Genomic DNA, 26,260 nt, shown 5'->3' on the forward strand with positions numbered 1-26,260 from the left:
TGCCGCCTGCGCGGACACAACCCCCGGGGCGATCCCGACCTCATCACTGCCACACGCGGCCGCAACTGTCCCCACGCACTTTCCCACCCCTCCATGAACTCAGCACGGGAGCAGACTTCATGCCGTACAAAGACAAGGGCCATCTCGAGATCGAGGTCCGGGGAGCCGTCCTGATCGTCCGGGTCGACGGCGGCCCACACCAGGAGTTCGGCCTCGACATCTCCACCCAGCTGGACAAACTGGTGGACCGGGCCGACCGCGATCCGAACATTCGTGCCGTCGTGTTCACCGGGGCGCATCCCGAACGGTTCGTCAGCCATGCCGCGGTCCGATGGCTTCAAGAAGAGGGCGCAGCCAGCCCTACGGTCGGCCGCCGTGGAGCCGCCGCCGTCGTGCGCATGGCAAAGCACGTGGACCGATCTCGTCTCCTGGGCACCTTGATGCGCAAGACTCCGATGCGAGGTGCCCTCCAACTGGAGCACCTGCACACGACCTTCCTCCGGATGAACCGCAGCGGTGTCCTCTTCGTCGCCGCCCTCAACGGTTCGGCTCTCGGCCTCGGCGCGGAGTTCGCCTGGGCATGCGATCTGCGGGTCATGGCCGACGGGGACTTCTTCATCGGCCAGCCGGAAATCCTCCTCGGCATCATCCCGGGCGGAGGCGGCACCCAACGGCTGACCCGCCTGATCGGCACCCACCGTTCCTTGGCCGCGATCCTCGAAGGCAGGCCCTTCACGCCTGCGGAGGCTCTCGCCAACGGGGCGGTCGACCAGGTCGTTCCGCAGGACAAGGTGGTCGCACAGGCCATCGAACTCGCAGAACGCTTCGGCAAGCGGCCGAAGGGGTCGGTCGAGGCCGCCAAGCGGTCGGTGTACTTCGGCGGCTCGATGTCGCTGGAGGACGGTCTGCACGTCGAACGCGCCGAGTTCTTCGCCAGAGTCATGTCCAAGGAGGGGCAGGAACTGATGCTCGACTACCAGGACACGACAGAGGCCACCGGCGAGCTCCCGCTCTACAGCCCGGACACGTACGCGCAGGCGCTCGCCTCGGGCAGCGTGCCCGGGCGCCGCCCGGCGAATGGACGGTGACCGACATGACCGCTCCGCAGCCCTTCATCCGGCACAACGTCACCTTCCCCTCCGGCGACAGTACCTGCGCCGGCTGGCTCTACCTGCCCACAGGTGTCGTCTCCCCGCCCGTCGTCGTTCTCGGACACGGCCTGGGTGCGACCCGCGAGATGCGCCTGGACGCCTTCGCCGAGCGTTTCGCGCAGGCCGGCATCGCCTCCCTGGCCTTCACGTACCGACACTTCGGGGACAGCGGCGGCCACCCTCGCCAGCTCCTGTCGATCAGGCGTCAGCTGGCCGACTGGGACTCCGCCCTCGCCTACGTCAGGACACGCCATGACGTCGACCGCGCACGCGTCGCGGTGTGGGGCAGTTCCTTCGGCGGCGGCCACGCCATCACGGTGGCCTCTCGACATCCGGAACTGCGCGCGGCCGTGGCCCAGTGCCCGTTCACCGACGGCCTCGCCTCCGCGCTCGCGCTCGGCCCGCTCGCCTCGCTCAGAATGACTCCGGTGCTCGCCCGGGATCTGACGGCCAGAGTGCGCGGCAAGGCGCCCGCGATGGTGCCGATCGCCGCCGCCCCCGGTTCGCCGGCCCTCATGAACGCTCCGGACGCCCTCCCCGGATACCAGGCGCTGCAGCCACCCGGGAAGACGTTCCGCAACGAGGTCGCGGCACGCGTGATCCCGACCATCGCCGGCTACCGGCCCGGGCGGGCCGCGAAGAAGGTCGCCATGCCGATCCTCTTCTGCGTCAGCAACACCGACTCGGTCACACCTCCCGCCCAGACCCTGCGGTACGCGCGCACCGCGCCCCAGGGAGAGATCAAGCGGTACGACGCCGGTCACTTCGACTTCTACACAGGCGAGACGTTCGAGGAACTGGTCCGCGACCAGATCGAGTTCCTCGCCCGCCAGCTGGACCCGGCACCCGCCGCATCGACGACTTGACCGGATCGCATCACACCGAGACAGGTATGCACGCCATGAATTTCGCTTCTCTGCCCGATCGCCGAGCCGAGGTCGACCCCCAGGGGGCCGCGGTCTCGGACGGGCGGCAGTCCTTCACCAACGCCCAACTGCTGAGCGGCGTCCTCCGGACGGCGCGCCAGCTCCACGATCTCGGAATCGGTCCCGGTGACGTCGTCGCCCTCAAGCTGACGAACCGCGTCGAGTTCGTCCTTCTGCTGTTCGCCGCCTGGCGGCTCGGCGCCACCGTCACGCCGGTCAACCCGAGCATGACCGATGTCGAAGTGGTCCGGCAGCTCAAGGACTCCGGTGCGCGCCTGCTCGTGGTCGAGGACGGTTCGGAAACCACGGCAGGCCTGACCACACTCACCGTCGGTGAACTGCGCGAACATCAGGCGCCGGAGTGGGATCAGGCACCGCGTCCGGACTCGTCCGCGCTGGCTCTCCTCATCTACACCAGCGGCACGACCGGGGTACCCAAGGGCGTGATGCTCGACCACGCCAACATCGACGCCATGGTGGAGATGGGACGCCAGGCTCTCGAGCTGGGGCCGAGCGACCGCTGCCTGCTGATCCTGCCGCTCTTCCACGTGAACGGCATCGTGGTGAGCATCCTGACGCCGCTTCTTGCCGGCGCCAGTGTCGTCATCGCGGGCCGCCGGTTCGACCCCCACCGCTTCTTCGACCTCGTCGAACAGGAGCGCCCCACCTTCTTCAGCGCCGTCCCGACGATCTACAGCATGCTCGCGGCACTCCCCGACGACGTTCGGCCCGACACATCGTCGGTGAGGTTCGCGGTCTGCGGCGCCGCACCTGCCTCCGCCGAGTTGCTGACCCGGTTCGAGGCCCGGTACGGGTTTCCCCTCGTCGAGGGGTACGGGCTCTCCGAAGGAACCTGCGGCTCCACCATCAACCCCGTTGCGGGACCCCGTCGCGCGGGAACCGTGGGGCTTCCCTTCCCCGGCCAGGAGATCCGGATCCTCGACGCCGACGGTACCGAGGCGGCGCCGGGCACGGACGGGGAGGTCGTCCTGAGGGGCCCCAACATCATGCGCGGCTATCTCGGCCGTCCGGACGACACGGCCCGGGTCGTCGTCGACGGCTGGTTGCACACGGGCGACGTGGGCCACCTCGACGCCGAGGGCTATCTGACCCTGGTCGGACGCTCGAAAGACATGATCATCCGTGGTGGGGAGAACATCTACCCCAAGGAGATCGAGGACGTGCTCGCGAGCGACCCGTCAGTCCTCGATGCCGCAGTGATCGGCGTACCCGACGAGAAGTGGGGCGAGGTGGTGGTCGCCTACGTTCAGCCCCGGCCTGGTTCGACCATCGACCCCGCGGCGCTCGAAGCGCTTTGCGCGCGCAGCCTGACCGGCTTCAAGCGCCCGGCCTCATACGTCGTGGTGGAAGCCATCCCGAAGAACGCGGTCGGCAAGATCGACAAAGGCTCCTTGCGGGCAGGCCACACTGCCGTCCTTTCAGGGTCCTGATCAGCACAGTCGAGGTTATGGGCCGCACCTGTCCGACCGCATCGGCGGCGCTCCCGTTGTCACAGTCGGCATGGCCCTGAACACGGTGGGCCTGGGGCTCTGGGCGCCGGCCGTCGAGCCGCAGGTGTCGTACACCTCGCTTCTGCCGGCGCTGATCGTCTGCGGAATCGGCATGGGTATGTTCTTAGCTCCCAGCGCGAACCTCGTCATGCGCACGGTCCGCCCGGAGGAGCGGGGCATACCCTCCGGTGCCAACAACGCGATCCGCGAGGTCGACGGTGCCATAGGCGTCGCATCGCCGGCGGGGGTGTTCTCCGCGCAGGGCGGCTACGAATCAGCCTCACTGTTCGTGGACGGGCTGGTGCCGGCGCTCTGGATCGGTGCCGGTGCGGTCGGCCTGGCGGCGGCCTTGGCTCTCCTGCCCTGGCGGCACGGGGCTGACGGCCCAGCTGCCTGCCTTGCCACGGAAGACGCACCGGCCGGCGCATCGGTCGCAATCTGAGCTCCACTCCGGGGGTGGCCCAGCCTGTTGCAGCCGGGCCACCCCTCGGCGCTCCCGTCCTTCACGCTTCAAGCTCATTCGCCGCACGCGGGGGCATCGCACCGTGGCCGAAGCCCCTCCGACGACTTGCCCATGCGGCCGGTGCGCACCCTCCGGAGGGACGCAATGTCCGTCACCGCGACGCCGTCAGCGGTTCCTCTCTCCGGCCAGGAACGGGCGCAAGTGCGCCAGCAGCGCCTCCGGCTGTTCTTCCGGGATGAAGTGACCGCATTCCGGGATCTCGGCACCCGTGACGTCATCCGCGTAGTCGCGCCAGATCTCCAGCGTCGGCAAGCGGGCCGGCAGCCCCGCGGCACCCCACAACGCCAGCACCGGCATGGCGAGGCGGCGCCCCGCAGAGGCGTCGATGTCGTCCAGCGCGATGTCCTGCTCCATGGCCCGGTAATCGTCGAAACTCGCGCGCATGGCACCCGGACGGGAGAAGGCGCGGACGTACCCGTCGACTGCATCGGGTGTCAGTCCGTGGCGGTTGTAGGTCCACCGCTCGAAGAAGTACTCGAGATACCCCCGTACGTCATGCCCCACCAGCCGCTCGGGCAGATCGGGCTGCATCTGAAACAGCCAGTGCCAGTACCCGGAGGCAAGCGAGGCGTCCAGGCGGCGAAACATCTCCCGGGTGGGCACGATGTCGAGCACGGCCAGCCGTTCCACCTGCTCCGGGCGGTCCAGCGCCCAGCGGTGCCCCACCCGCGCGCCGCGGTCGTGCCCCACGACGGCGGCCTTCTCGAAGCCGAGCACTTCGACGAGGCCGGCGATGTCGGCGGCCATCCGCCGTTTGTCGTAGCCGGCGGTGGGTTTGTCGCTCAGGCCGTAGCCGCGCAGGTCGGGTGCCACGACGGTGTGGTCGGCAGCGAGATCCGCCAGCACCGGCCGCCAGCAGTCGGAGGTCTGCGGCCAGCCGTGGAGCAGGACGAGCAGAGGGCCGGATCCCGCGCGGAGGTAGTGCAGACGGACCCCGTCCACCTGACTCACTCCGGTCGCCACTGTCGGCTGTCCCATGGATCCGCCTCCTAGCACGTACTAACCCTCTTAGAGGGTTACGCTAACGTGCAGAATAGAGACGTGGCAACGGACGGCATATGGATCTGGGACGGCGGGCGGGTCTGCCTGGACCTCGTCAACACCCTGCGCAACCGTTGGCGGACACCGCCGACGGAGACACTGCAGAGTTCGGGCGACCTGGTCCTCTGGCTTCAAGAAGCCGGGCTGCTCGCACCGGACCCTCCGCGCTCCGCCGCTGCCGCCCTGGCGTCGGGCCGCCAACTGCGCGAGACAATCGACCGGGCCGTACTGGCGGTCGCAGACGGCCGGCTGCCCACAGCCGACGACATCATGGCGCTCAACCGATCAGCAGCGCAGGCCCCGCGCCCCGCCCTGCAGATCGCCATCACGGACGGGCGCCTGGAGCCTGCCGGCACCACGGACCTGGCCACCGACCCCGCGGTCGCCTTGGCGCTCGTCGCTCAGGATGCCGTCGATCTACTTCTGTCCGCCGAGATCCGGCGCGTACGCGTCTGCGGCGCGGACACCTGCGCCCTGCGCTTCTTGGACCGCTCCCCTGCCCACAACCGCCGCTGGTGCTCCATGGCGCGCTGCGGCAACCGCACCAAGGTCCGCCTCCACCAGGCCCGGGCCAGACGGAGCGAGCACACCCCGAGAGGCTGAGGCCCTCCACCCGGCACCCTCGTCCACAGCCGGCGACGTCGCGCCGGTCGCCCGACGCAACCGCGTTCAGGTCACTCGGCGGCCTTCATGCGAAAAGCGGGCCCAGGAACGCTCTCGATGTCTTCCTCCCGCACGGAGTGGCCTTGTTCGCAGCGGACGTGGACGTTGACGTGCGCGCCGCACCCACGGTGCCGCGTCAGCACGGCCGGCCCCTCCGGATCGGCGCGATACCGGTCGCCCCACTGCAGGAGCCCCATCACGGCCGGCACGAGATCCATGCCCTTCGGAGTGATCACGTACTTCGGCCGACTCCGCGCACCCGGCTCCTTGTAGGTCTCGGTGGCCAGGATCCCTTCCTCGACCAGCATCCGAAGCCGGGCAGCGAGAAGATTGCGGGGACAGCCGAGGACACGTTCGAAGTCGCCGAAGCGGGACGAGCCGTACCAGACCTCGCGCAGGATCAGGATCGTCCACTTCTCCCCCACGACCTCGAGGGTCCGGGCGATCGAGCAGTTCGACATGTCCCGGTCGAGTCGGGCGTCCATGCCGGCTTCCTGAAGAGCTTCGGTCCACACATCCATGGGGTGATACTAACCTCACCTAAGTTTACTTTCCTATACCCAGCGAGTAGCGTCACAAGTGGCACATCAACCTGGCCGCGCACGCGAAGCGGGGCCTCGCAGAAAGGCGGCCGACATGAAGGCATTCGTCGTCGCGAAGTACGGCAAGGACGGCGCCCGCGCCTCACAGGTACCCGAGCCCACCGTCGGGGACCGCGACGTCCTGGTCAAAGTGAGCGCCGCCAGCATCAACCCGCTGGACAAGATGGTCCGCAACGGAGAGTTCAAGCAACTCCTGAAGTACAAGCGCCCGTTCGTGCTCGGCCACGACGTGTCCGGCGTCGTGACCCGGGTCGGTTCCGCCGTGCGCGGCTTCAAGGTCGGCGACGAGGTCTACGCCCGTCCGCGCGACCTGCGGATCGGCGGCTTCGCGGAGTTCATCGCGATCGACCAGGACGACGTCTCGCCCAAGCCGGCCTCACTCACCTTCGACGAGGCGGCCGCGGTGCCCCTGGTGGCCCTGGCCGCCTGGCAGATCCTCGTAGACCGGGCCCACGTGAAGCCGGGGCAGAAGGTACTCATCCACGCCGGTGCCGGTGGCCTCGGCTCCACGGTCATCCAGCTCGCCAAGCACCTCGGTGCCACCGTCGCCACGACCGCGAGCACCGACACGGAGAAGCTGGTCAGGAGCCTCGGCGCCGACATCGTCGTCGACTACACCAAGGAAGACTTCTCGAACGTGCTGTCCGGCTACGACCTGGTGCTGGACTCCCTGGGTGGGGCGAACCTCGAGAAGTCCCTGACGGTGCTGAAGCCCGGCGGTCTGGCCATCGGTGTCGTCGGCCCGCCGGACGCCGGGTTCGCCGAGCAGCTCGGCGCCCCCTCGTTCATGGGCCTGGTGATGAACACGCTCAGCCGCAAGGTCCGCAAGCAGGCCAAGGCGCTGGGCGTGCGCTACCAGTTCTTCTTCATGCAGGCCGACGGCTCCCAGTTGCGCAAGCTCAGCGCCCTCTACGACAGCGGGAAGCTCCGCCCGGTCGTCGACAGAACCTTCCCGTTCGACCAGACGCCCGAGGCGATGGCGTACGTCGAGCAGGGCCGCACCAAGGCCGGCAAGGTCGTGGTCTCGATGGTGCCCGACGGCGACTGAGATCAGGCCGGGCCGCTACGCCGCCCCGAGCCGTGGTCGATACCTCGCACCCGTTGCGCGTCAGGCTGGGTCACGACTCCGAACCACCGCGCCCATGCGAGCCCGCCGAGGCGGAGAGACGGAGGATTTCACCGCGCCAGGCGAAATCCCTTACGGCTCGCGGTCATCGACGCTCATGACGGACAGGGCCTGACAGCCTTGCATCGACCACGCACCGGCGCCATGGACGGCTCCGCGTCCCTCCCGACCCCGCGGAATTACTCAGGACTGCAGCGTCCCTCCGCCGTACGACGCACGTTGCCAGTGGGGACTGCGGTCCTTGTCGACCAGGGCCGCACGGACGCCCTCCAGGAAGTCCGGCGTGCGGATGGTCGTGCGGGCGAGAGCGAGTTCGATGGCGAGGCATTCGCGCAACGTGGACTGCCTGCCCCGCCCGAGCAAGGCGTGAGTGATCTCCAGGCTCTGCGGCGAGGCCGCATCCAGGGCGGCCAGCGCTTCTGCGGCCCAGGGGGTGTCGAGGTGGTGCAGGCGTTTCTCGATCTCGCCGAGGGTCGGCGCACCGAACGCCCAGTCCACGTCACCGCGCACGTCCGCCAGCCTGCTCTCCGTCACCGGGGAACGGTCGGCGAGACGGTTCAGGACGACGTCCACCGGGTCACCGGGGCTGTCGGCCAAAGCGTCCGCGACTGCGGCGAGCCGGTCGCTGGGGACGAAGTGTGTGGCCAGCCCCGTGTACAGGGCATCAGCCGCGTCGAGGCGGTGCCCGGTCAGTCCCAGGTACATGCCGATCGAGCCGGGCAGCCTCGGCAGGAAGTAGCTGGCTCCGACGTCCGGGAAGAATCCGATCCCGGTCTCGGGCATCGCCAGCACCGCGCTCTCGGTGACGACGCGGAAGCCGCCATGGACGGACAGCCCCAGACCGCCACCCATACAGAGGCCGTCGACGAGCGACACGATCGGGACGGGATACTCGGCGATCCGGGCGTTGAGCCGGTATTCGGAGGCGAAGAACCCTTCACTGGCCGCGGCATCCCCGGCGAGGCTGTGCTCGCGGATCGTGCGGATGTCTCCGCCCGCGCAGAACGCCTTCGTGCTGGTGCTGGCGAGCACCACAGCGGACAGGCGGGTGTGCTCCCATGCGGCGAGTGCGCTGTCGATGGCGCCGACCATGCTGGTCGTCAGAGCGTTGAGCGCCTTGGGCCGGTTCAGCAGGATCCGGCCCACGCCTCGGTGCACATCGATGAGAACCTCGACCTCAGCGGTATCAGTCATGGCTTGTCATCTCGCAGTCCGCGTGGACCTGGCTGTCGTGGCCATCACGGTTCCTCACTCGCCGGATGTCAGGCGTAGATCTGCGCGTAGAGATCCTGGATCTCGTCCACGGTGGGCACGACGGGGTTGTTGGCGGGGGACCCGGACGCGAGCGCCTGCTCGGCCATGAGGGGCGACAGGCGGAACCACTCGTCCTTGTCGATGCCGTGGGCTTGGGGGGGGTGGGCACCTCAAGATCCTGGCACAGGGCTCGGAGCGCCTCCACGAGCTTGTCGGCGGCCAAGATGTCGCCGTCGGTGGCGGCTCCGAGTGCGCGGGCGCAGTCGGCGTATCGGCTCTCGGCGGCGGGCACGGAGAACGCGGTCACCGCGGGGAAGAGCATCGCGTTCGACAGACCGTGGGCGACGTGGAAGTGGGCGCCGATCGGACGGCTCATGCCGTGCACGAGCGCCACGCTGGAGTTGGAGAAGGCGATGCCGGCCTGAGTCGCGGCGAGCATCATCGCCTCGCGGGCCTCGGAGTCTCCCCCGTCGGCGTAGACGCGGCGCAGGTGCCGGCCGATGGTCCGGATCGCGTTCAAGGCGAGGCCGTCGGAGAACGGGTTGGCCTTGCGGCTCACGTACGCCTCGACGGCATGGGTGAGCGCGTCGACACCGGTGTCGGCGGTCAGCCGAGCGGGCATCGACAGGGTCAGCTCGAAGTCGACGACGGCGGCGACCGGCAGGAACGCCGGCCCTGGGCAGAGCATCTTCTCGTCCGTCGCGCTGTCGGTGATGATGGTGAACTGGGTGGCCTCCGAGCCGCTGCCCGCGGTGGTCGGGACCGCGATCACCGGAAGCGCCGGGCCGAGGCTGGTGTGCGGGGCCTTGTAGTCCCGCATCCGGCCGCCCTGGACGCCCAGCAGACCGAGGGGTCGATGCTGCAGGTCGGCGACCTCGACATCGAACGCCACCTTCCCGGCATGACCCCGGCGTTCTCCTCGACGAACGTCTTCGCCCAGCTCGAAGCCACCCGGCAGGGAGCCGGCATCGGCGTCCTGCCGGCCTTCCTGACCCAGCGGACGAAACTGCGCCGACTGCTCCCCGACGAGATCGACATCCGGCTCCCCATCACCCTGGCCGTCCGCCGGGAAGCGGTGACACACGCCGCCGTGCGCGCCCTGTGGGCCGCGCTACGGCAAGAGGTCGCCGAACGGGCCGATGAACTGCTTCCGGAGTAAACGCCGGCGAGATGCAGGTGCGGAGGAATCCCGCCGATCGAACCACAGCCGCCGCCTGGTCGCGGCGGTCAGGATCAGAGCCATGGCGTAGCCGAAAACCATCCTGATGATCGCCTGGGACGGAGGCGGCCCTGCTTCAAGGCAGCAGGACGTCGACCTGCCTGCGGATGTCCTGCAGGATCTCCTCGACGCTCAAGGCGATGTTCACGCTCACCGCCATGCTGAGGAACATCACGGCGGACACGATGTGTGCCAGCGTCGCGGCGTCGCCCTCCGTGACCCGCTCGTCCCGGCGCAGCACGGCGGCCATGGCCTCCTCGGTCTGCGCGACGATGGCGAGTGCCGCGCCGTGCCGGGGCTCCTCGGGGTCGCCGAAGACCATCTCTCGCAGGTAAGTGCGTCCGTTGTCGATCTGGGTGCGATTGCACTCCACGATCGGCCGCACGATCGCCATCACCGCGTCCAGCACGCCCGGGACGGCCTCGGCGTCCGCCCGGCCCCGCTCGAGTGCTTCGGCGTACTTGGCGTTCTGCACCAGCAGGAGGAGTTCGCCCTTGGTCTTGGCGTAAAGGAACAGGGTCCCGGTGCCAATGTCGGCCTTGTCGGCGATCTGCTGGGTCGTGACCTCATCGACGCCGTGTTCGGCGAACAACTCACTGGCAGCAGCGACGATGCGGTCGAACTTCTCCTGCTTGTTGCGCTCGCGCCGTCCGACAGGCATGGCCGCGTCCTCCAGGAATAGATTCTGACTGAAATCAGTTATGATTGTACTCAATACCATGTGGGCTCGAATGTGGCTCCGTTCATTCTCCCATCGCGGGGCGACGGGTCGTTGCTCCACCCGTGCGCAGCCACGTAATTCACATCCCCCTCGGAAAGCAGGAACCCATGCCCTCCCTCGATGGAGCAGTCGTCCTCGTCACCGGCGCCAATGGCGGTATCGGCACCCACTTCGTCAACGAGGCCCTGGCCCGCGGCGCCGCCAAGGTCTACGCCACCGCCCGTACCCCCCGCGCCTGGGACGACGAACGCATCGTCCCCCTGACCCTTGACGTGACCGACCCCGCGTCGATCGACGCGGCAGTCGCCGCCGCGGCGGATGTCACCGTGCTCGTCAACAACGCGGGCGCCATCCCGCCGAGCGCGAGCCTGCTGGACGTCACCGAGGCGGACATCCGGGCGAACATGGAGACGAACTTCTTCGGACCGGTCTTCCTCGCCCGCGCCTTCGCACCGATCCTCGCCGCCAAGAAGGGGTCAATCCTCATCGACGTGCACTCCGTTGCCAGCTGGTACGCCTTCGGCGGCGCCTACAGCGCGTCCAAGGCCGCACTGTGGTCGGCCACCAACTCGCTGCGCATCGAGTTCGCACCCATGGGCGTCCACGTGACGGGTGTGCACATGGGCTACGTCGACACCGATATGGCCGCGCACGCCGACGGACCCAAGATGCTGCCGACGCAGCTGGTGACGACGGTCTACGACGCCGTCGAGGCCGGCGAGTACGAGGTCCTGGCCGACGAGTTGACCAAGGGGGTCAAGGCGGCTCTGAGCGGCCCGGTCGAGGCGCTTTACCCGGACCTGGGCAGCACGGACGCCTGAGCTTGTTCTTCGGTCCCGATGCGATCTCTTCACGTCGGGACTCCGTGATCCATGACGTTCGAACAGTTGGCCGGCCGTTGTCGAGAAGGGGTGCACCGTCGCGGCCGTCGAGCGGTGGATGACATCGGCGGTCGATCCGGCAGCAGCCCGATCAGCAGCGGGGCGCCACCGTGGTGACAGACCATCGCGACTGTCGGGCCACGGGCTCAGGCGGTGCCAGGCACCCCGCGAGTTCGGCCCGGTCGGTGTCGGTGAAGCCTTGGTCAGGCCATGCTCGGCACGCACTCGTCCGCGCATCATCCGGTGTAGTTCGTCCAGCGACCGCCGGGGCACTTCCCCCGCCACCACTCGCAGCAGTGTCGGCGGGTACAGGCTGCGCCACTGGGTCGTGAGTCCTGGCCAATCGGTCCGTGGCCAGAGAGGGCGCCGTCGCGTTCGAATTCACCCGCGATGCTGGTGCGCAGTCGACCACAGTGCCGAAGACATCGGAAATCAGGTGGGCCCCGCGGCAAACGAGGACGGACGCGGCATCGGCTGCGTCCGTCCTCGCTTCCTGCCGGGTGTCAGCGTTGCTGGTTGGCGAGGCCGATGTAGTGCCCGAGGCGGTACTCGAAGTCGATGCCGGCCTGTTCGACGACGGCCTGCGTGCCTGCGGCCCGGGCGAGGAAACCGGGGAGGGTGAGAGAGTGGGCGAACTCGCCGTACGCAGCGACCAGGTCCGCGTCCGGGGGCAGGGATGCCCGGTTGATCTGGGCTTTGGCCGAGGCGAGTGAGGTGCGGTCGAAGGAGGCGAGCCGGGCGGCGACGGTGCCGACGAAGGCGTCGAGTTCGCTGTCGGGGAGGGCGCGGGTGACCCAGCCCCAACGCTCGGCGGTGTCGGCGTCGTAGTCGTCGCTGGTGAGGATGGCTTCCAGGGCGCGGTCGCGTCCGATGGCCCGGGGCAGGCGTTCGCTGCCGCCACCGCCGGGCAGCAGTCCGCTGCCGACCTCGGGCTGTCCGAAGATCGCCTTCTCACGGCTGGCGTAGCGCAGATCGAGGGCGAGGGCGAGCTCGTTGCCGCCGCCGCGGGTGCGTCCCCGGATGGCCGCGATGGTGATGTACGGCGCTTTGGAGAGTTCCAGGACCAGATTCGTCCAGGCCGGCACCGCGTCCGGGTCCTCGGAGGCGGGGAAGTCGGCGGCGGCGGCCAGGTCGAAGTGGTTGTAGAAGAAGTCGGGGGTTGCGCTGTCGAACACCACGACCTGGATGTCCGGGTCGGTGGCCAGTTCCTGGACGATCTCGATGAGGCGCAGGACTGTCTCGCCGGCGATGAGGTTGACAGGCGGGTTGGCGAAGGTGATCTTCGCGATCTGCGGTGAGGTGCGCTCGTACTGGATGGTGCTCTGCTGCTCGCTCATGGCTGGCTCCAGATGGGTGGTGGGTAACAGATGGGTGGTGGGTAACAGATGGCGACGGGGGCGCAAGGAGGGCCAGGAAGCCGGGGCGGATGGATCTGCCGAGCAGATCCGGCGGTCCCGCATTCCGTCTGCGCGCCGCTCATTCCTCGTAGTGCGGGAGGATGACGCCGTTCTTGACGTAGGTGAGCGCGGCGGTGACGTCGTAGGCGTGGATCGCGGAGACCTGCGCTGCCAGCCGGTCGGACAGGTCCTGGATCACCTGGCCGGTGAAGAAGGCGTCCCGTGCTGCGGTGTCGGTGAACCCGAGACTGACCGAGGCGTGGAAGCGCTGGTCCTGGGGATTGTCGTGGGCGACGTGCGGGGTGTCCCAGAGCTTTTTCGTCCAGGGCAGGAACGTCTGCGTGCGTAGCTCCTTCAGTACTCCGGTGCCGGCGAGCGCGGGGGCGAGGTGTTCGTTGACGAACTTGCGGAAGGAGCCGGCGCCGACGCCGTCCCTGCGCCGCAAGTAGATGAGAGTGCGGGCGCCGACCGTCTCTCCGGGGTCTGCGACGTCGTACCAGCGGGATGAGTTCGGCGGGCCGGTGTAGAGCAGGGTGCGGCGGAACACGTTGATCTCGTCGGCGTAGGCCAGCTTCGTCTGCTTGCGCCCCTTCAGGGGTGCGAGCGCCGATTGGAAGGTGACTTCCGCGACGCCGTCGATCTTCCGGTCGGCGGGGATCGCGGTCTGGACCCCGTCGATGGCCGGCCAGCGGCCCGTGTTGTGCTCGGCGAGGTGGATCTGCCGGTACTCATCCAGGCCCGGGGTGGCGGAGATGATCCCCGAGTGCGGGCCCTTCCAGTGGTCCATGCCCCTCTGGCGGGGCTGGTCGGTGCGCACCCACAGCAGGATCGAGGAGGTGAGGGGCTTCTTCACTGCCCGGGGCGCGGCGGCCGGTGACGTGCTCATGATGTTGCCCTTTTTTCCTGGTCAGGTCGTGGTCACGGGGCGAGGAACTCGACCGCCACGGGGGCGAACTCCTGGTGGTACTGGAAGATGCCGCCGTGCCCGGAGTCGGGGTAGATGATCAGCTCACTGCCCTTGATGCGCCGGTGCAGGTCCTCCGACAGGACCGACGGCACCATGCGGTCGTTGTCGCCGTTGGCGATCAGGGTGGGCTGTGTGATCGTCGACAGGTTGTCGGGGGTGGAGCGTCCCCACTTCTTGATCGCCTTCAGCTGCGTCTGGAACGCCTTGGTCTTGATGTCCGCGTCGCGGTCGACGGTGCGCTCCTTGAGCCGGTTGACGAACGCGCGCGCGGCGGGCTTGCCGGTGGCGTTGCGGTTGAAGAACAGGAACTCCTTGGGGTCCGAGCGGGTCAACGTGGCACGCAGGATGTCCCAGTAGGTGACTCTGGCGACCTTGTCCATGTCCTTGCCGCCCTTGGGCCCGGTGCCGGTGAGGACGAGCTTGCGGACGAGCTCGGGGTGCTTGACCACCAGGGCCTGGGCGACCATGCCGCCGAGGGAGAAGGAGAAGACGTCGATCTTGTCGTACCCGAGCGCCCGGATGAAGGTGTAGGCGTCGTCGGCCATCGCCTCGACACTGTCCGGCACCTGGCCGGTGGACGCCCCGACACCGCGGTTGTCGAAGGCGATGACATGACGGCCCTTCGCGATGGGATCGATGATGCGGGGGTCCCAGTTGTCCAGGGTCGCGGCGAGGTGGACGAAGAAGACGACGGGGATGCCGCCCTTCGGTCCCAGCTCGCGGTAGGCGTAGCTGACGCCGCCGGCGCTGACGGTGCGGGCCGGGGCCTTCGCGTAGGAGGTGATGACGGCTTCGTTCGGTGTGCCGGTGCTGCTCATGACGGATTCTCCTTGCGTGTTTTTTATCGCTGTGCGTCTTGTGTCAGCCGTCGCGGTTGCGGCGGGTGAGTTGGGTCAGTTGTTGCCGATGACGGCCTTGCCGCGGATGCCGCCCTGGGACAGGGACTGCAGCGCCTGGGGGGTCTGGTCGAAGGCGACCACCTTGCCCACGACCGGACGCAGGACGCCCTGGTCGACGAGGCCGGCGATCTGGCGGAGCTGGTCGCCGCTGGCGCGCATGAACAGGAACTCGTACGTCACGCCGAGCTTCTTCGCCTGCCTGCGGATCTTGCGGCTCAGGACTGTGACCGCCAAGCGCAGCAGCGGGTTCAGGCCGGCCTCGCGGGCGAACGCGGGGTCCGGGGGACCGGCGATCCCGATGGCCTTGCCGCCGGGCTTGAGCACGCGCAGTGACTTCTCGAGATTCTCCCCACCGAGGCTGTCCAACACGAGGTCGTAGCCGGTCAGGAGCTGCTCGAAGTCCTGGGTGCGGTAATCGATCACCGTGTCCGCGCCGAGCGCGCGCACGAAGTCCGCGTTGGAGCCGCTGGCAGTCGTGGCGACGCTCGCCCCGAGGTGTGCGGCGAGCTGGATCGCGATCGAACCGACCCCGCCGGCGCCGGCGTGGATGAGAACCTTCTGCCCGGGCCGCACCTTCCCGCGCTCCACCAGCGCCTGCCACGCCGTGAGCGCCGCCAGTGGGAGCGAGCCGGCCTCTTCCATGCTGATCGAGGCGGGCTTGAGCGCCAGATCGCTCTCCGCGACGGCAATGCGCTCGGCGAACGTGCCGATGCGGTCCGCGGCGGGCCGGGCGTAGACCTCGTCCCCGGGCTTGAAGCCGCGCACCGCCGCCCCGACACCGATGACGGTGCCCGCGACGTCGTTGCCCAGGATCAGCGACAGCTTGTAGGGCAGGATCTGCTTGAACTCACCGGCGCGGATCTTCTCATCCAGCGGGTTCAGCCCCGCGGCCTCCACCCGCACCAGCACGTCGTGCTCCCCCACGGTGGGCTCGGGGACGTCCGCCTCCTGGAGCGGCTCCTTGTACTTGGTGACGACGAACGCTCTCATGGGGCGCCACTCCTAGAATTTGTCTTATTTATCCATATTTGCGATTAGAACAGCCAACCCGGCGCGGCATCCGGGTCTCGCCCCGTCCGATCGACCCGAGTACACTCAACTATGAATGCACTCAGAATTATTGTCAAGGGAGGTCCCATGGGACGCGGCCACATGCCGATCGGGCGCCGCGAGCTGGCCAAACAGGCCAAGCGCGAGCGCATCATGACCGCCGCCCGCGAGCTGTTCGTCGAACACGGCGTCAGCGGGGTCACGACGCAGCAGATCGCCCGCCGGGCCGACGTCGCGATCGGGACGCTCTACCTGTACGCGTCCACGAAGGCCGAGTTGCTGATCATGGTGCAGAACGAGAAGTTCGCCGCGGCCCTCGACGTCGGCCTCGCCGCCGCGAACGCCGCCGTCGGACAGGGCACGCTGGAGCCGGTCATCGCTCTCATCCGTCCCGTGATGGAGTGCCTGAGAGAGCACATCGAGAACGGCCGCACATACCTGCACGAACTCGTCTTCGGCGACCCGGCCGAGCCCTACAGGCAAGCGGGTCTGGCCCTTGCCTGCCGCCTTGAGGACGGCGTCACCGGCCTGCTCACCCGCGACGAGCGCATCGGCGCCGCCGACGCGGCAACGCTGGCGCGGGTGATCACCGCGATCATCCACATCAGCACCACCGCCACCATGTACGTGCACCGCAGCGCCGAAGCCGTCCTCGCCGACATCCGCGACCAGATCCACGCCACCCTGGCGCCCCACCACCGCGCCGCATGACCACTCGCTCCACGAGCGAACCATCGAGCACCCGGGAAAGGGGGCACGTCATGAGCACGCACTACGACGTCATCATCCTCGGCGCCGGAACAGCGAGTACGTCACCGCGATCCGCGCCGCGCAACTCGGCAAGACCACTCGGCTGCGGTCAGGCTTCCGGGCCCCCCGCCTCCGACCCGTCGACGTTGCCGAGTGTCAGTGACGCGAGAATCTCCTCGCGGCAGACATCAAGGATTTCGTCTGCCAGCGGAGAACCGTCCGGGCATGCGCGCGACAGCATGATCGCGCCGACCGAGTGGGCGAGCATGTCGATCACCATGGTGCGGGTCGCGCGCTGGTCCGCATCCCCCGGCGTATCACTCTGAGCCTGGAGGGCCGTCAGCAGGTTCTCGATCCCGGCTGCGAACTCTGTTTTGATGTCCGCCGGCTGGCGTGCGGCGTCGCCGCTGAGGGCCGCGATGGTGCAGCCGTCACCGCGCCCGTCGCGATGCTCCCGGGAGACGTAGAGCTCGACGAACTCGGCGGGGTCCCGGCCTTCCGCCCGCGCCGCGGTCTGTGAGAGCCCGCTCGCGGACGCCTCGGCCATCAGGTCGGCCTTGGAGCGGAAGTGCTTGTAGAACCCGCCATGGGTGAACCCGGCGGCCGTCATCAGCTCTGCCACGCCGACACCGTCATAGCCGCGCTCACGGAACAGCCTGGAGGCTGTCGCGACGATGTGGGCCCGGTTCTGCTCCGCCTGCGCCTTGGTGACCCGCATGTCCAGCCGTCCCTTCCTCGGTCGATGCTCGACGGTTCAGCATACATAGATGTCGATCGACATCAAAAGGATTGACTTTTTAGATGATGACCGTCATCGTATTGCTCATCCCCTCCAGAAAGGCTCAGGCCATGAGTGACACACATGTGACCGCACCGACTCAGTACATCGAGGTCGACGGCGACCGATTCGCCTACCGCCGCTGGGGCAAGCCTTCCGGCGTCCCGATCTTCCTGATCCAGCACTTCCGCGGGGGAATGGACAACTGGGACCCGCTGCTCACCGACGGCCTAGCCGAAGGCCGTGAGGTCATCCTGTTCAACGGGCGCGGCGTCGCCTCATCATCGGGCACGCCGCGTAACCGGATGGAGGACATGGCCGACGACATCGCCGCGGTCATCCGCGCACTGGGGCTGGAGCAGGTCGACCTGCTCGGCTTCTCGCTCGGCGGTTTCCAGGCGCAGGAGGTCACGCTGCGCCACCCCCAGCTGGTACGCAAGCTCCTCCTGCTCGGCACCGGCCTCCGCGGCGGGGACCCGACAAGTGACCCCCAGGTGCCTCAGTACGCCCTGAACCCGGTCCCCACCCTGGAGGACTTCCTCTTCCTGTTCTTCGGCCGCTCGGAAGCCGCGAAGCAAGCGGGCAAGGCCTTCTGGGAGCGCCGCCACCAGCGGGCCGACCAGGACCCTCCGAGCTCGCCCGCGGTCGCACAGGCACAGTTCGAAGCGACCATGGCCTACGCAGAACCACTGCCGGGCGAGAACCCCTACGCCCACCTGAACGCGATCACCCAGCCGACGCTGGTCCTCAACGGCGAGAACGACGTGATGATCGCCTCGATCAACTCCTGGCACCTCGCCCAGAACATCCCCGACGCGCAACTGCTGATCTACCCCGATGCCGGGCATGGAGCACAGTTCCAGAACCCCGAGCGCTTCCTGAAGCACGCCATTCAGTTCCTCGAGGAGTAGCACTCGTGCAGTCGCTGATGCCTGGTGTGCAATGACGGCCCAGCCCAACGGGTCCCAGGACTGCGACAAGCGCGCCTTCTCATCCATGAAGTCATTTGCGCCTCCACGGTCGCAGACACAGGACAGTCCGGCGGTCGGATCGCCGCTGATCCCATCGGCCTGACCAGTTGCCTGGCAAGCCGACAGGCCTACTGGTACGGCCGGCCCATGCGGGCAATCCCGCGCGACGCAGGCCGGGCGCAGTGGCGCCCGGCTGTCACGCCCGCACCCACCGCCACACGACCGCCCCGAAGCCAAGCCTGGACGCGGCGGCAGAATCCCCGGATCGCCGGCGCGGACGCCGCCCACAGGCGCGTCGCACGCACTCGCCCACCGGCCCCGGGCGGTCCGGCCCACAGGTCGCGACCCGCCCGGCAGGCGCCCTGAAGGATCCATGCCCGATGCCCCGTCATGGGCTCCGCGCATCCATCAGGTGACTCCGATCTCCTGAGTTTACTTTCTTATACTCAGCAACTAGCGTCATGACCAGTACCTCGACCCGCCCGCCGCGGGGGAACGCGGCACGGCACCCGCCCGACAAGGAGCAGCACCATGGGAGTAAGCCAAGAGGCACACGAGTTCGCGGAGTTCCTCGCGAGCGTGAGCGCGAAGTCGTCGACACCCGGCCTCGACCTGGCCGTCATCCGCGACATCGTCGACTCGAACCACAAAGCGTCGACCGAGCCGGAAGGCGTCACGTACGCCGAGGTGGACGCGGGCGGCGTCCCCGCCCTGTGGGCCATCCCCGAGGGCGCCGACCCCGACAAGGCGCTGCTCCACTTCCACTTCGGCGGATCCGTCACCGCCTCCATGCACTCGGACCGCAAGGCCGCCGGCCACATCGCCAAGGCCGCCGGAGCCCGCTCCCTCGTCGTGGACTTCCGCCTGGCACCCGAACACCCCTACCCCGCGCAGCTCGACGACGCCGAGACCGCCTACCGCTGGCTGCTCTCACAGGGCTACGAGCCGCGGAACATCGGCAGCACGGGCCACTCGATCGGCGGCACCCTCGCGGTGATGCTCCCGCTGCGCCTGCTCGCGAAGGGGGAGGCAACCCCGGGCGCGATCGTCAGCGTCTCACCGTGGACCGACCTCACCATCCAGAACGCGTCGGTGGACGAGAACGAAGACAACGACAAGATGCTCAGCAGGAACACCCTCGAACTCTTCCGAGGAGCCTGGCTGCAGGACCCCGCCGTGGACTTCACCGACCCCGCGATCAGCATCGCGAACGCCGATCTGACCGGCCTGCCGCCCACGACCGTCCACTACGGGGAGTACGAGACCCTCGCCGACGACGGCGCCGAACTCGGCCGCCGCCTCGCGGACTTCAAGGTCACCTCCGAGGTCCGCCCGCTGCCCGAAGGCCAGCACTCGTTCGTCCTGGGCGCCGGGCGCGTACCCGAGGTGGACCAGGCGATCCAGCAGATGGGTCAGTGGCTGCGCAAGCACCTCGGCACGTGAGCAGAAGCGGCACCTGACGGCGGTCCTGTCGACGGCCGAGCCGCCGCACCACCGCCATGTCGGCGACCGGTCCGCCGGTCTCCGGCATCGCCCTCGACCATGCCCGCCGGCATGCGGTACATGTGTCCGACACCGTTCCGCACGCAGCCCCACCACCGTCCCTCGATGCCACAAAGGAGTGCGCGATGGGAACGTACGAGGATGTCTTCCGCTCCAGTACCGAGGACCCGGAGAGCTTCTGGCTGAAGGCGGCGGAGGGCATCGACTGGGATGTCGCTCCGCAACGCGCTCTGGACTCCTCGGGCGCACCCTTCTACCGCTGGTTTCCCGACGGACGGCTCAACGTCTGTTTCAACGCGCTCGACCGGCACGTCGAAGCAGGCCGGGGCGAGCAACCCGCGCTCGTCTACGACTCCCCCGTGACCGGCACCCGTCGCACCTACACCTACGAACAGCTGAGGGACGAGGTGGCGGCCTTCGCCGGAGCGCTCGCACAGCTCGGCGTGGGACAGGGCGACCGCGTGGTCATCTACATGCCGATGGTCCCCGAGGCCGCGATCGCGATGCTGGCCTGCGCACGCATCGGCGCGGTCCACTCGGTCGTCTTCGGCGGGTTCGCCCCGCGCGAACTCGCCCTCCGCATCGACGACGCGGCCCCCAAGGTGGTCGTGTCCGCCTCCTGCGGCATCGAGGGCAAGCGCGTCATCGCGTACAAGCCCCTGCTCGACCAGGCGATCGAACTCGCGGTCCACAAGCCGGAGAAGAACGTGATCCTGCAACGCCCGCAGGAGACAGCAGAGTTGGGGCCTCACGATCTCGACTGGGCCGACCTGGTGGCTGCCGCGCCGCCGGCCGACTGCGTTCCCGTCCCCGCCACCGACCCCCTCTACATCCTCTACACCTCCGGAACCACCGGAAAGCCCAAGGGAGTCGTGCGTGACTGCGGCGGCTACGCGGTCGCCCTCCACTGGTCGATGGGCGCCGTGTACGACGTGGGCCCGGGCGAGACGATGTTCACCGGCTCCGATGTCGGCTGGGTCGTCGGGCACTCGTACATCGTCTACGCGCCGTTGCTGGTCGGTGCGACGACGGTGCTGTACGAGGGCAAGCCGGTCGGCACCCCGGACGCGGGCCAGTTCTGGCGCGTGGCCGCCGACTACCGGGTCAAGACCATGTTCACGGCGCCCACCGCCTTCCGGGCGATCAGGAAGGAGGACCCGAAGGGGACGCTCACCGCAGGCTACGCCCTCTCCCACCTGCGCTATCTCTTCCTGGCCGGTGAGCGCCTCGACCCCGAGACCTACCACTGGGCGAGCGACCTGCTGGGCGTCCCGGTGATCGACCACTGGTGGCAGACAGAGACCGGCTGGCCCATCGTCGCCAACCCGGTGGGCATCGAGGTCGCTCCCCTCAAGCCCGGCTCCCCGACCCGCCCGCTGCCGGGCTGGGATGTCCGCGTCCTCGACGCTTCGGGCGAGCCGGTGCCCGCGGGCACGGACGGCGCGATCGTCGTGCGCCTTCCCCTGCCGCCCGGCGCGCTGCCCACTCTCTGGAAGGACGACGACCGGTACGTCGCCTCCTACCTCTCCGCGTACGACGGCTACTACCTCACCGGCGACAGCGGCCACCTCGACGACGACGGCTACGTCTTCGTCATGGGCCGCACCGACGACGTCATCAACGTCGCCGGACACCGCCTGTCCACCGGCAGCATGGAAGAGGCCCTGGCCGCCCACCCCGACGTCGCCGAATGCGCCGTCATCGGCGTCGCCGACGCCCTCAAGGGACAGGTACCGCGCGGCTTCGTCGTCCTGAAGGCCGGCGTCGACCGCGAACCGGGCGAGGTCGAGGCCGAACTCGTCCAGCTCGTGCGCGAGCGCGTCGGCGCCGTCGCCTCCCTCAAAGAGGTCGCGGTCGTGGCCGCCCTGCCCAAGACCCGCTCGGGCAAGATTCTGCGCAAGACGATGCGCGGCATCGCCGACGGGCACGACGAACCCATCCCCTCCACGGTGGACGACCCAGGCGTCATCGAGGCCCTGCGCCCTGTTCTCCGACGCCCTGGCCAAACCGCGTGAACGGCTGACCCGCAGCCCGGTCGACGACGGGCGAGCTTCCGGACCGTGCCGTGCGGCACACCAACTCGGAGGCCCCGCAGACTGCCGACTTCTGCTTGCAACTGCCCGCACGCCCACATAGTATTACGATTGTAATTCCATAGATCGCGCCGACACAGCTCGGCCGGCAGGGGTCATGACGGGTCCCCATCGGGCCCCAAGCAGGACGGCCCGGTCCTCCCGCTCGGCTGATCACACCTACTGCCGACCCCTGCCCTCAGCGATCGACTACTCATCATCTGAGGAATCATCCATGCTCAACGCCCTGTGGAACCCGACCGTCGCCGGAGAGGTCTCCCTGCCGCACCGGCTCGCCATGGCCCCCCTGACCCGAAGCCGGGCCACCCCCGACGGCGTGCCGACCGAGCTCAACGCCGAGTACTACGCCCAGCGCGCCTCGCACGCGCTCATCATCACCGAGGGCACCCAGCCCTCCGCCGACGGCCAGGGCTACCCGGTGACCCCGGGCATCTACACCGAGGATCACATCGCAGGCTGGCGCAAGGTCACCGACGCCGTACACAAGGCCGACGGACGCATCGTCATCCAGCTCATGCACGTCGGGCGCATCTCCCACCCGGACAACACCCCCCACCACCGGCAGCCGGTCGCTCCCTCCGCGATCCAGCCGGCCGGCCAGACGTTCACCGCGTCCGGGCTCCAGGAGATGCCGGTGCCGCGCGAGCTGTCGACAGCGGAAGTCGCTGCGACGGTCGACGACTTCCGGCGCGCCGCCGCGGCCGCCATCGCCGCCGGCGCCGACGGCGTCGAGATCCACGGGGCCAACGGCTACCTGGTCAACCAGTTCCTCTTCCCCAGCACCAACCAGCGCACCGACCAGTACGGGGGCTCCCTCGACAACCGCATCCGTTTCGCGGTGGAGGTCGCCACGGCCGTGGCCGACGAGATCGGCGCCGGCCGCACCGGCATCCGGATCTCTCCCGGCAACCCCTTCCAGATCAACGACCTCACGGAGAGCGATCCCCACGAGCTCTACCCGCACCTCCTGCGCGCCCTCGCCCCCCTCAACCTCGCCTACCTGCACATCGGCCACGGCGGCGACGAGGAACTCCTGCACACCCTCCGGAAGCTGTGGCCGACCACGCTGATCCTCAACCGGGCCGGTGCCGACATCGCCTCCCGCGCCAAGGACATCGAAGACGGCCTGGCCGATGTGGTCACCGTCGGCACCATGGCACTCGCCAACCCCGACCTCGTCGAGCGCGTACGCTCCGGCGCCCCCCTGAACACCCCCGACCCCGCCACCTTCTACGGCGGCGGCGCGGCCGGCTACACCGACTACCCCACCCACGCCGCCTGACGAAGGACCGGGCGTCCGGGCGAAATCATCGCCCTCACATGCCTGGAACAGGCGTACACCGCACGGTGGTGACGACCCGAGGAGTAGCGGGCCGCCACCACCGCGCCCATAGGCATTTCCCTCACACCTTCGAGAGGGAGACACACCGAAAAGAGCATGCGGTTGCTGGAACCATGGGCAAGAAGGAGGTCCGACCGGGCTGCCAACTGCGTCTGGGCCAGGGCGGTTTGACAGCCCTGGCTGACAACGGCGCCGATGGTCCGCACTGTGCCCGTGTCATGGAAATGGACGTTACTGATCCCTCGTGACGCGACCAAGGAGTCCGACGCTTCGACGACTTCCACCGCCACATCGGCCTGCCGGAGGCGTCCCCCGTGACCGTTTCCGGAAGTTGATCTCGGCCGGCATCCTGAAGGCCGTCCCACTGACCCAGTGGGACGAAGCATACGTACTCGGCCCCGAGGGTCCCGTACTGAACGTTCGCCACACCGACTGCGGCGCTCCAGTCCGCGTCATCGTCGAGCGCTCCAGGAGACATTCACCCTTCCCCCAGGGAAGTCACCGCCCGGCTGGGACCCGGCGGGCCGCCCCGACTCCGAAACGGCCGGAGAACCGGTGCCCAAATGGCCTGCCGATCGTAATATTACGCACATCAGGTCATGGATTAGGCTTGGCGGCGAGGCATTGGTCTTGCGGAGCGAACGGAGGATGCTCGTGGTGCGCTACGCCAAGGAGCACAAGCAGGCGACACGGCAACGGATCATCGAGACGGCCGGCCACCGATTCAAGCAGGACGGCATCGACGGTTCGGGCGTCTCCACTCTGATGTCGGACGCCGGGCTCACCAATGGAGCCTTCTACGCGCACTTCGCATCCAAGGACGACCTCGTCGCCAACGTCGTGACCGACCAACTGCGCACACAGGTCGCGGGGTACGGAACGCTGCGGCCCGGCCGCCAGGGTCTCGAAGACCTGGTTCGCGACTACCTGTCGCCTGAGCACCGGGACCACCCCGGCGACGGATGCCTTTCCGCCGCGCTGCTCGACGAGATCAGCCGCTGTGGGGACGAGACTCAGCAGGCTTACACCGACGGCGCACGAGACATCGTGGAAGAGATCGCCGCCCGCCTGACGCCTGCGAATCCGCAGTCCGCCCGGGGCAAGGCCATCGGGCTCTTCACCATGATGGTGGGCACGTTGCAGCTCTCCCGAGCCCTCTCCGACCAGAAGTTCTCAGACGAGGTCCTGGCGCAGGGGATCGAGAACGCCCTCTCCTTCATGCGCTGAGGGGAACCGTTCACGGCCTCGCACAACGCCGCCGAGGGCAACGGCCGCGAGGCTGGAAGCCGCCCGATGCGTCGGTCACGGCCAGTGGAATCACGATCATCGCGGACGGCGGCCATCCAAGGGAAACGCCATCGGCCGCACGGTCGCTCCTTTCGGTGGGGGTTCCTGCGGGCGCGTGGGCCCTTGCTTCAAGGAGGGGCCGAGCGCAGGGCGGTCGCCTGCGTCTCCCGGCTGCGGTCGCAGCCCGCGGAGGTCGACGGTCAAAGGCTGTGGGCGTCAGAACCATGAGTGGTCGGGCCGGCAGCGTCACATCCACCATTAAAGCATGCCCGTAATATAATGGGCTCGCTAGCGGTGCGCCGAAGCAGACGCCTCTGCCACCCGAACGCGATTCGGCCCCGCCGACGATCTCGGCTCTCCAGGTGGCGGAGGAGCAGATGCCCATGCCTCGGTGACCGCGGGCCGGATCGGGACGCCGTCGGCGGACAGCCCCCCTTGCCTATCTGTCCAGCAGGGCCACTACCGCGGCCTGCCCACAGCCCGGGGCCGAATCAGCGCCGACGGATGCGGAGGCCGACGAGGCGCCGGGAGACGTCAGGAAGTACCTCGGCAGGGCGAGCGGGAAGCTGCGATCCCCACCGGACGGACGAGGCCCGCTCGGCCGCCACGGGACCGCACAGACAGGGGAGTTGAGCCGGTGGAAGGCCAAGGGCCTCAAGGTCAAGACCCGGCTGGACATCGGCAGCCGGGAGACGTACATCCCCGCGCTCAAGGACGGCTCGATCGATCTCCTCCCGGAGTACACGGGCGCGCTGCTCCAGTACTTCGACCCGCAGACGAAGGCCAGCAGCCCGGCCGAGGTCTCCGCCGCGCTGACCAAGGCGCTGCCCTCTGGCATCTCCGCGCTCAAGCAGTCCACGGCGGAGGACAAGGACGTGCTGGCCGTCACCCAGAAGACGGCGACCGCCCACGACCTCACCACCATCTCCGACCTCGCCCCGGTGGCCGGCACGATGGCACTGGGCACACCGCCGGAGTGGAAGACCCGGGTCAACGGCGTGGTCGGGTTGAAGAGCGTCTACGGGTTGTCCTTCAAGAAGTTCGTCTCGCTGGACGCCGGAGGCCCGCTGACCCTCGCCGCCATCACCAACAACCAGGTGCAGGTCGGTGACCTGACCAGCACGGACCCCGCCATCGCCAAGAACAAGCTCGTCACCCTCAAGGACGACAAGAACCTCTTCCTGGCCGAGAACATCCTGCCCGTCATCAACAAGGACAAGGTCACCCCCACCGTCACCAGCACCCTCAACGCCGTGTCCGCGGCGCTGACCACCGAGGGACTCATGGAGCTGAACAGCAAGGTCGCCAAGCTCGACGACATGAGCGACGTCGCCAAGGCCTGGCTCACGTCCGCCGGTCTGAGCTGATCTCCATCGCCATCTCAGCCTCGTCTGACGTTCTCTCGCTAATCTGCGCGACCAGAGAACGTGCTGAGGAGACGAGGGGGGTCTCTCAAACGAGCAGCCCTGTCTCTATCCAGCGGCGATACGGATGTTGTCCGTACGGGGGACGGCCATCGCGAGAGCGCCGATCCGTGAAGGAGGCGGCGGCCAGCCTCAGTTGGCGGCTGGGGGTGTCCACTCGGCGGACACCCTGGTCATCGCT

General features: G+C 68.5%; 23 protein-coding genes and 2 pseudogenes. 15 read left to right on the forward strand and 10 right to left on the reverse strand.

The window, feature by feature from the left end:
• Nucleotides 1-119: 119 nt before the first annotated feature.
• The 4 genes and pseudogenes from R2B38_RS45645 to R2B38_RS45660 form a co-directional block, all read left to right on the forward strand.
• A complete protein-coding gene (locus R2B38_RS45645; RefSeq protein WP_318022103.1) occupies nucleotides 120-1,088 on the forward strand; it encodes an enoyl-CoA hydratase/isomerase family protein in 969 nt (322 codons plus the stop codon).
• Nucleotides 1,089-1,093: 5 nt separating this feature from the next.
• On the forward strand, nucleotides 1,094-2,017 hold the full coding sequence (locus R2B38_RS45650) for an alpha/beta hydrolase (protein ID WP_318022104.1): 924 nt from the start codon (nucleotides 1,094-1,096) through the stop codon (nucleotides 2,015-2,017).
• Between the two features lie 35 nt (nucleotides 2,018-2,052).
• Nucleotides 2,053-3,528, forward strand: coding sequence for a class I adenylate-forming enzyme family protein (locus tag R2B38_RS45655; protein ID WP_318022105.1), 1,476 nt, complete (start codon nucleotides 2,053-2,055; stop codon nucleotides 3,526-3,528).
• 28 nt (nucleotides 3,529-3,556) lie between these two features.
• Nucleotides 3,557-4,030, forward strand: a pseudogene (locus R2B38_RS45660) (MFS transporter); the annotation flags it as partial.
• 186 nt (nucleotides 4,031-4,216) lie between these two features.
• On the opposite strand, the gene R2B38_RS45665 reads toward R2B38_RS45660, so the two are convergent.
• The gene (locus tag R2B38_RS45665) at nucleotides 4,217-5,089 is read right to left on the reverse strand and encodes an alpha/beta hydrolase (RefSeq protein ID WP_318022106.1); all 873 of its coding nucleotides are present in this window, start codon (nucleotides 5,087-5,089) and stop codon (nucleotides 4,217-4,219) included.
• A gap of 63 nt (nucleotides 5,090-5,152) precedes the next feature.
• On the opposite strand from R2B38_RS45665, the gene R2B38_RS45670 reads away from it, so the two are divergent.
• Complete coding sequence (locus tag R2B38_RS45670; protein ID WP_318022107.1) at nucleotides 5,153-5,755, forward strand: CGNR zinc finger domain-containing protein; 603 nt, start codon at nucleotides 5,153-5,155, stop codon at nucleotides 5,753-5,755.
• 71 nt (nucleotides 5,756-5,826) lie between these two features.
• Here the strand turns inward: R2B38_RS45670 and R2B38_RS45675 are convergent, their stop codons facing one another.
• The gene (locus R2B38_RS45675; protein WP_318022108.1) at nucleotides 5,827-6,300 is read right to left on the reverse strand and encodes a helix-turn-helix domain-containing protein; all 474 of its coding nucleotides are present in this window, start codon (nucleotides 6,298-6,300) and stop codon (nucleotides 5,827-5,829) included.
• Nucleotides 6,301-6,451: 151 nt separating this feature from the next.
• Here R2B38_RS45675 and R2B38_RS45680 point away from each other — a divergent pair, with 151 nt between their 5' ends.
• Nucleotides 6,452-7,465, forward strand: coding sequence for an NADP-dependent oxidoreductase (locus R2B38_RS45680; RefSeq protein ID WP_318022109.1), 1,014 nt, complete (start codon nucleotides 6,452-6,454; stop codon nucleotides 7,463-7,465).
• A gap of 261 nt (nucleotides 7,466-7,726) precedes the next feature.
• Here R2B38_RS45680 and R2B38_RS45685 read toward each other — a convergent pair whose 3' ends face one another.
• Nucleotides 7,727-8,737 (reverse strand): enoyl-CoA hydratase/isomerase family protein, encoded by a 1,011-nt coding sequence (locus R2B38_RS45685; protein ID WP_318022110.1) that lies wholly within the window; start codon nucleotides 8,735-8,737, stop codon nucleotides 7,727-7,729.
• Nucleotides 8,738-8,805: 68 nt separating this feature from the next.
• Nucleotides 8,806-9,638: pseudogene (locus R2B38_RS45690) on the reverse strand (iron-containing alcohol dehydrogenase); the annotation flags it as partial.
• A 60-nt stretch (nucleotides 9,639-9,698) separates the two neighbouring features.
• On the opposite strand from R2B38_RS45690, the gene R2B38_RS45695 reads away from it, so the two are divergent.
• Nucleotides 9,699-9,956: a LysR substrate-binding domain-containing protein gene (locus R2B38_RS45695; protein ID WP_318022111.1), complete on the forward strand. Its 258-nt coding sequence runs from the start codon at nucleotides 9,699-9,701 to the stop codon at nucleotides 9,954-9,956.
• Between the two features lie 136 nt (nucleotides 9,957-10,092).
• On the opposite strand, the gene R2B38_RS45700 is transcribed toward R2B38_RS45695, so the two are convergent.
• On the reverse strand, nucleotides 10,093-10,677 hold the full coding sequence (locus R2B38_RS45700; RefSeq protein ID WP_318022112.1) for a TetR/AcrR family transcriptional regulator: 585 nt from the start codon (nucleotides 10,675-10,677) through the stop codon (nucleotides 10,093-10,095).
• A 167-nt stretch (nucleotides 10,678-10,844) separates the two neighbouring features.
• Between R2B38_RS45700 and R2B38_RS45705 the strand changes: the two genes are divergently transcribed.
• Complete coding sequence (locus R2B38_RS45705) at nucleotides 10,845-11,558, forward strand: SDR family oxidoreductase (protein WP_318022113.1); 714 nt, start codon at nucleotides 10,845-10,847, stop codon at nucleotides 11,556-11,558.
• Nucleotides 11,559-12,121: 563 nt separating this feature from the next.
• On the opposite strand, the gene R2B38_RS45710 is transcribed toward R2B38_RS45705, so the two are convergent.
• From R2B38_RS45710 to R2B38_RS45725, 4 genes are all read right to left on the reverse strand, one after another.
• Nucleotides 12,122-12,955 carry an enoyl-CoA hydratase/isomerase family protein gene (locus R2B38_RS45710; protein ID WP_318022114.1) on the reverse strand — a complete coding sequence of 278 codons (834 nt, stop codon included), beginning with the start codon at nucleotides 12,953-12,955 and terminating at the stop codon, nucleotides 12,122-12,124.
• Between the two features lie 139 nt (nucleotides 12,956-13,094).
• On the reverse strand, nucleotides 13,095-13,901 hold the full coding sequence (locus tag R2B38_RS45715; RefSeq protein ID WP_318022115.1) for a strictosidine synthase: 807 nt from the start codon (nucleotides 13,899-13,901) through the stop codon (nucleotides 13,095-13,097).
• Between the two features lie 32 nt (nucleotides 13,902-13,933).
• Nucleotides 13,934-14,800 carry an alpha/beta hydrolase gene (locus R2B38_RS45720; protein ID WP_318022116.1) on the reverse strand — a complete coding sequence of 289 codons (867 nt, stop codon included), beginning with the start codon at nucleotides 14,798-14,800 and terminating at the stop codon, nucleotides 13,934-13,936.
• A 75-nt stretch (nucleotides 14,801-14,875) separates the two neighbouring features.
• The gene (locus R2B38_RS45725) at nucleotides 14,876-15,871 is read right to left on the reverse strand and encodes an NADP-dependent oxidoreductase (protein WP_318022117.1); all 996 of its coding nucleotides are present in this window, start codon (nucleotides 15,869-15,871) and stop codon (nucleotides 14,876-14,878) included.
• A 147-nt stretch (nucleotides 15,872-16,018) separates the two neighbouring features.
• Here R2B38_RS45725 and R2B38_RS45730 point away from each other — a divergent pair, with 147 nt between their 5' ends.
• Nucleotides 16,019-16,642: a TetR/AcrR family transcriptional regulator gene (locus tag R2B38_RS45730; RefSeq protein ID WP_318022118.1), complete on the forward strand. Its 624-nt coding sequence runs from the start codon at nucleotides 16,019-16,021 to the stop codon at nucleotides 16,640-16,642.
• A gap of 148 nt (nucleotides 16,643-16,790) precedes the next feature.
• Here the strand turns inward: R2B38_RS45730 and R2B38_RS45735 are convergent, their stop codons facing one another.
• A complete protein-coding gene (locus R2B38_RS45735) occupies nucleotides 16,791-17,399 on the reverse strand; it encodes a TetR/AcrR family transcriptional regulator (protein WP_318022119.1) in 609 nt (202 codons plus the stop codon).
• Between the two features lie 131 nt (nucleotides 17,400-17,530).
• On the opposite strand from R2B38_RS45735, the gene R2B38_RS45740 reads away from it, so the two are divergent.
• The 6 genes from R2B38_RS45740 (at nucleotide 17,531) to R2B38_RS45770 (ending at nucleotide 26,022) form a co-directional block, all read left to right on the forward strand.
• The gene (locus tag R2B38_RS45740) at nucleotides 17,531-18,370 is read left to right on the forward strand and encodes an alpha/beta fold hydrolase (RefSeq protein WP_164321595.1); all 840 of its coding nucleotides are present in this window, start codon (nucleotides 17,531-17,533) and stop codon (nucleotides 18,368-18,370) included.
• 591 nt (nucleotides 18,371-18,961) lie between these two features.
• The gene (locus R2B38_RS45745) at nucleotides 18,962-19,873 is read left to right on the forward strand and encodes an alpha/beta hydrolase (protein ID WP_318022120.1); all 912 of its coding nucleotides are present in this window, start codon (nucleotides 18,962-18,964) and stop codon (nucleotides 19,871-19,873) included.
• 185 nt (nucleotides 19,874-20,058) lie between these two features.
• On the forward strand, nucleotides 20,059-21,948 hold the full coding sequence (locus tag R2B38_RS45750) for a propionyl-CoA synthetase (RefSeq protein WP_318022121.1): 1,890 nt from the start codon (nucleotides 20,059-20,061) through the stop codon (nucleotides 21,946-21,948).
• Nucleotides 21,949-22,240: 292 nt separating this feature from the next.
• Nucleotides 22,241-23,308 carry an alkene reductase gene (locus R2B38_RS45755; protein ID WP_318022122.1) on the forward strand — a complete coding sequence of 356 codons (1,068 nt, stop codon included), beginning with the start codon at nucleotides 22,241-22,243 and terminating at the stop codon, nucleotides 23,306-23,308.
• A 714-nt stretch (nucleotides 23,309-24,022) separates the two neighbouring features.
• A complete protein-coding gene (locus tag R2B38_RS45765) occupies nucleotides 24,023-24,595 on the forward strand; it encodes a TetR/AcrR family transcriptional regulator (protein WP_318022123.1) in 573 nt (190 codons plus the stop codon).
• Nucleotides 24,596-25,284: 689 nt separating this feature from the next.
• Nucleotides 25,285-26,022 (forward strand): ABC transporter substrate-binding protein, encoded by a 738-nt coding sequence (locus tag R2B38_RS45770; RefSeq protein WP_318022124.1) that lies wholly within the window; start codon nucleotides 25,285-25,287, stop codon nucleotides 26,020-26,022.
• Nucleotides 26,023-26,260: the final 238 nt, after the last annotated feature.

This window comes from Streptomyces sp. N50 (assembly GCF_033335955.1).
In the GTDB taxonomy this organism is placed as follows: Bacteria; Actinomycetota; Actinomycetes; order Streptomycetales; family Streptomycetaceae; genus Streptomyces.

Excerpts from the sequence above, each read along its gene's own strand:
- R2B38_RS45645 (WP_318022103.1), top strand. The coding sequence starts at position 120 with ATGCCGTACAAAGACAAGGGCCATCTCGAGATCGAGGTCCGGGGAGCC.
- R2B38_RS45650 (WP_318022104.1), top strand. The coding sequence starts at position 1,094 with ATGACCGCTCCGCAGCCCTTCATCCGGCACAACGTCACCTTCCCCTCC.
- R2B38_RS45655 (WP_318022105.1), top strand. The coding sequence starts at position 2,053 with ATGAATTTCGCTTCTCTGCCCGATCGCCGAGCCGAGGTCGACCCCCAG.
- R2B38_RS45665 (WP_318022106.1), bottom strand. The coding sequence starts at position 5,089 with ATGGGACAGCCGACAGTGGCGACCGGAGTGAGTCAGGTGGACGGGGTC.
- R2B38_RS45675 (WP_318022108.1), bottom strand. The coding sequence starts at position 6,300 with ATGGACGCCCGACTCGACCGGGACATGTCGAACTGCTCGATCGCCCGG.
- R2B38_RS45680 (WP_318022109.1), top strand. The coding sequence starts at position 6,452 with ATGAAGGCATTCGTCGTCGCGAAGTACGGCAAGGACGGCGCCCGCGCC.
- R2B38_RS45685 (WP_318022110.1), bottom strand. The coding sequence starts at position 8,737 with ATGACTGATACCGCTGAGGTCGAGGTTCTCATCGATGTGCACCGAGGC.
- R2B38_RS45695 (WP_318022111.1), top strand. The coding sequence starts at position 9,699 with ATGACCCCGGCGTTCTCCTCGACGAACGTCTTCGCCCAGCTCGAAGCC.
- R2B38_RS45700 (WP_318022112.1), bottom strand. The coding sequence starts at position 10,677 with ATGCCTGTCGGACGGCGCGAGCGCAACAAGCAGGAGAAGTTCGACCGC.
- R2B38_RS45705 (WP_318022113.1), top strand. The coding sequence starts at position 10,845 with ATGCCCTCCCTCGATGGAGCAGTCGTCCTCGTCACCGGCGCCAATGGC.
- R2B38_RS45710 (WP_318022114.1), bottom strand. The coding sequence starts at position 12,955 with ATGAGCGAGCAGCAGAGCACCATCCAGTACGAGCGCACCTCACCGCAG.
- R2B38_RS45715 (WP_318022115.1), bottom strand. The coding sequence starts at position 13,901 with ATGAGCACGTCACCGGCCGCCGCGCCCCGGGCAGTGAAGAAGCCCCTC.
- R2B38_RS45720 (WP_318022116.1), bottom strand. The coding sequence starts at position 14,800 with ATGAGCAGCACCGGCACACCGAACGAAGCCGTCATCACCTCCTACGCG.
- R2B38_RS45725 (WP_318022117.1), bottom strand. The coding sequence starts at position 15,871 with ATGAGAGCGTTCGTCGTCACCAAGTACAAGGAGCCGCTCCAGGAGGCG.
- R2B38_RS45730 (WP_318022118.1), top strand. The coding sequence starts at position 16,019 with ATGGGACGCGGCCACATGCCGATCGGGCGCCGCGAGCTGGCCAAACAG.
- R2B38_RS45735 (WP_318022119.1), bottom strand. The coding sequence starts at position 17,399 with ATGCGGGTCACCAAGGCGCAGGCGGAGCAGAACCGGGCCCACATCGTC.
- R2B38_RS45740 (WP_164321595.1), top strand. The coding sequence starts at position 17,531 with ATGAGTGACACACATGTGACCGCACCGACTCAGTACATCGAGGTCGAC.
- R2B38_RS45745 (WP_318022120.1), top strand. The coding sequence starts at position 18,962 with ATGGGAGTAAGCCAAGAGGCACACGAGTTCGCGGAGTTCCTCGCGAGC.
- R2B38_RS45750 (WP_318022121.1), top strand. The coding sequence starts at position 20,059 with ATGGGAACGTACGAGGATGTCTTCCGCTCCAGTACCGAGGACCCGGAG.
- R2B38_RS45755 (WP_318022122.1), top strand. The coding sequence starts at position 22,241 with ATGCTCAACGCCCTGTGGAACCCGACCGTCGCCGGAGAGGTCTCCCTG.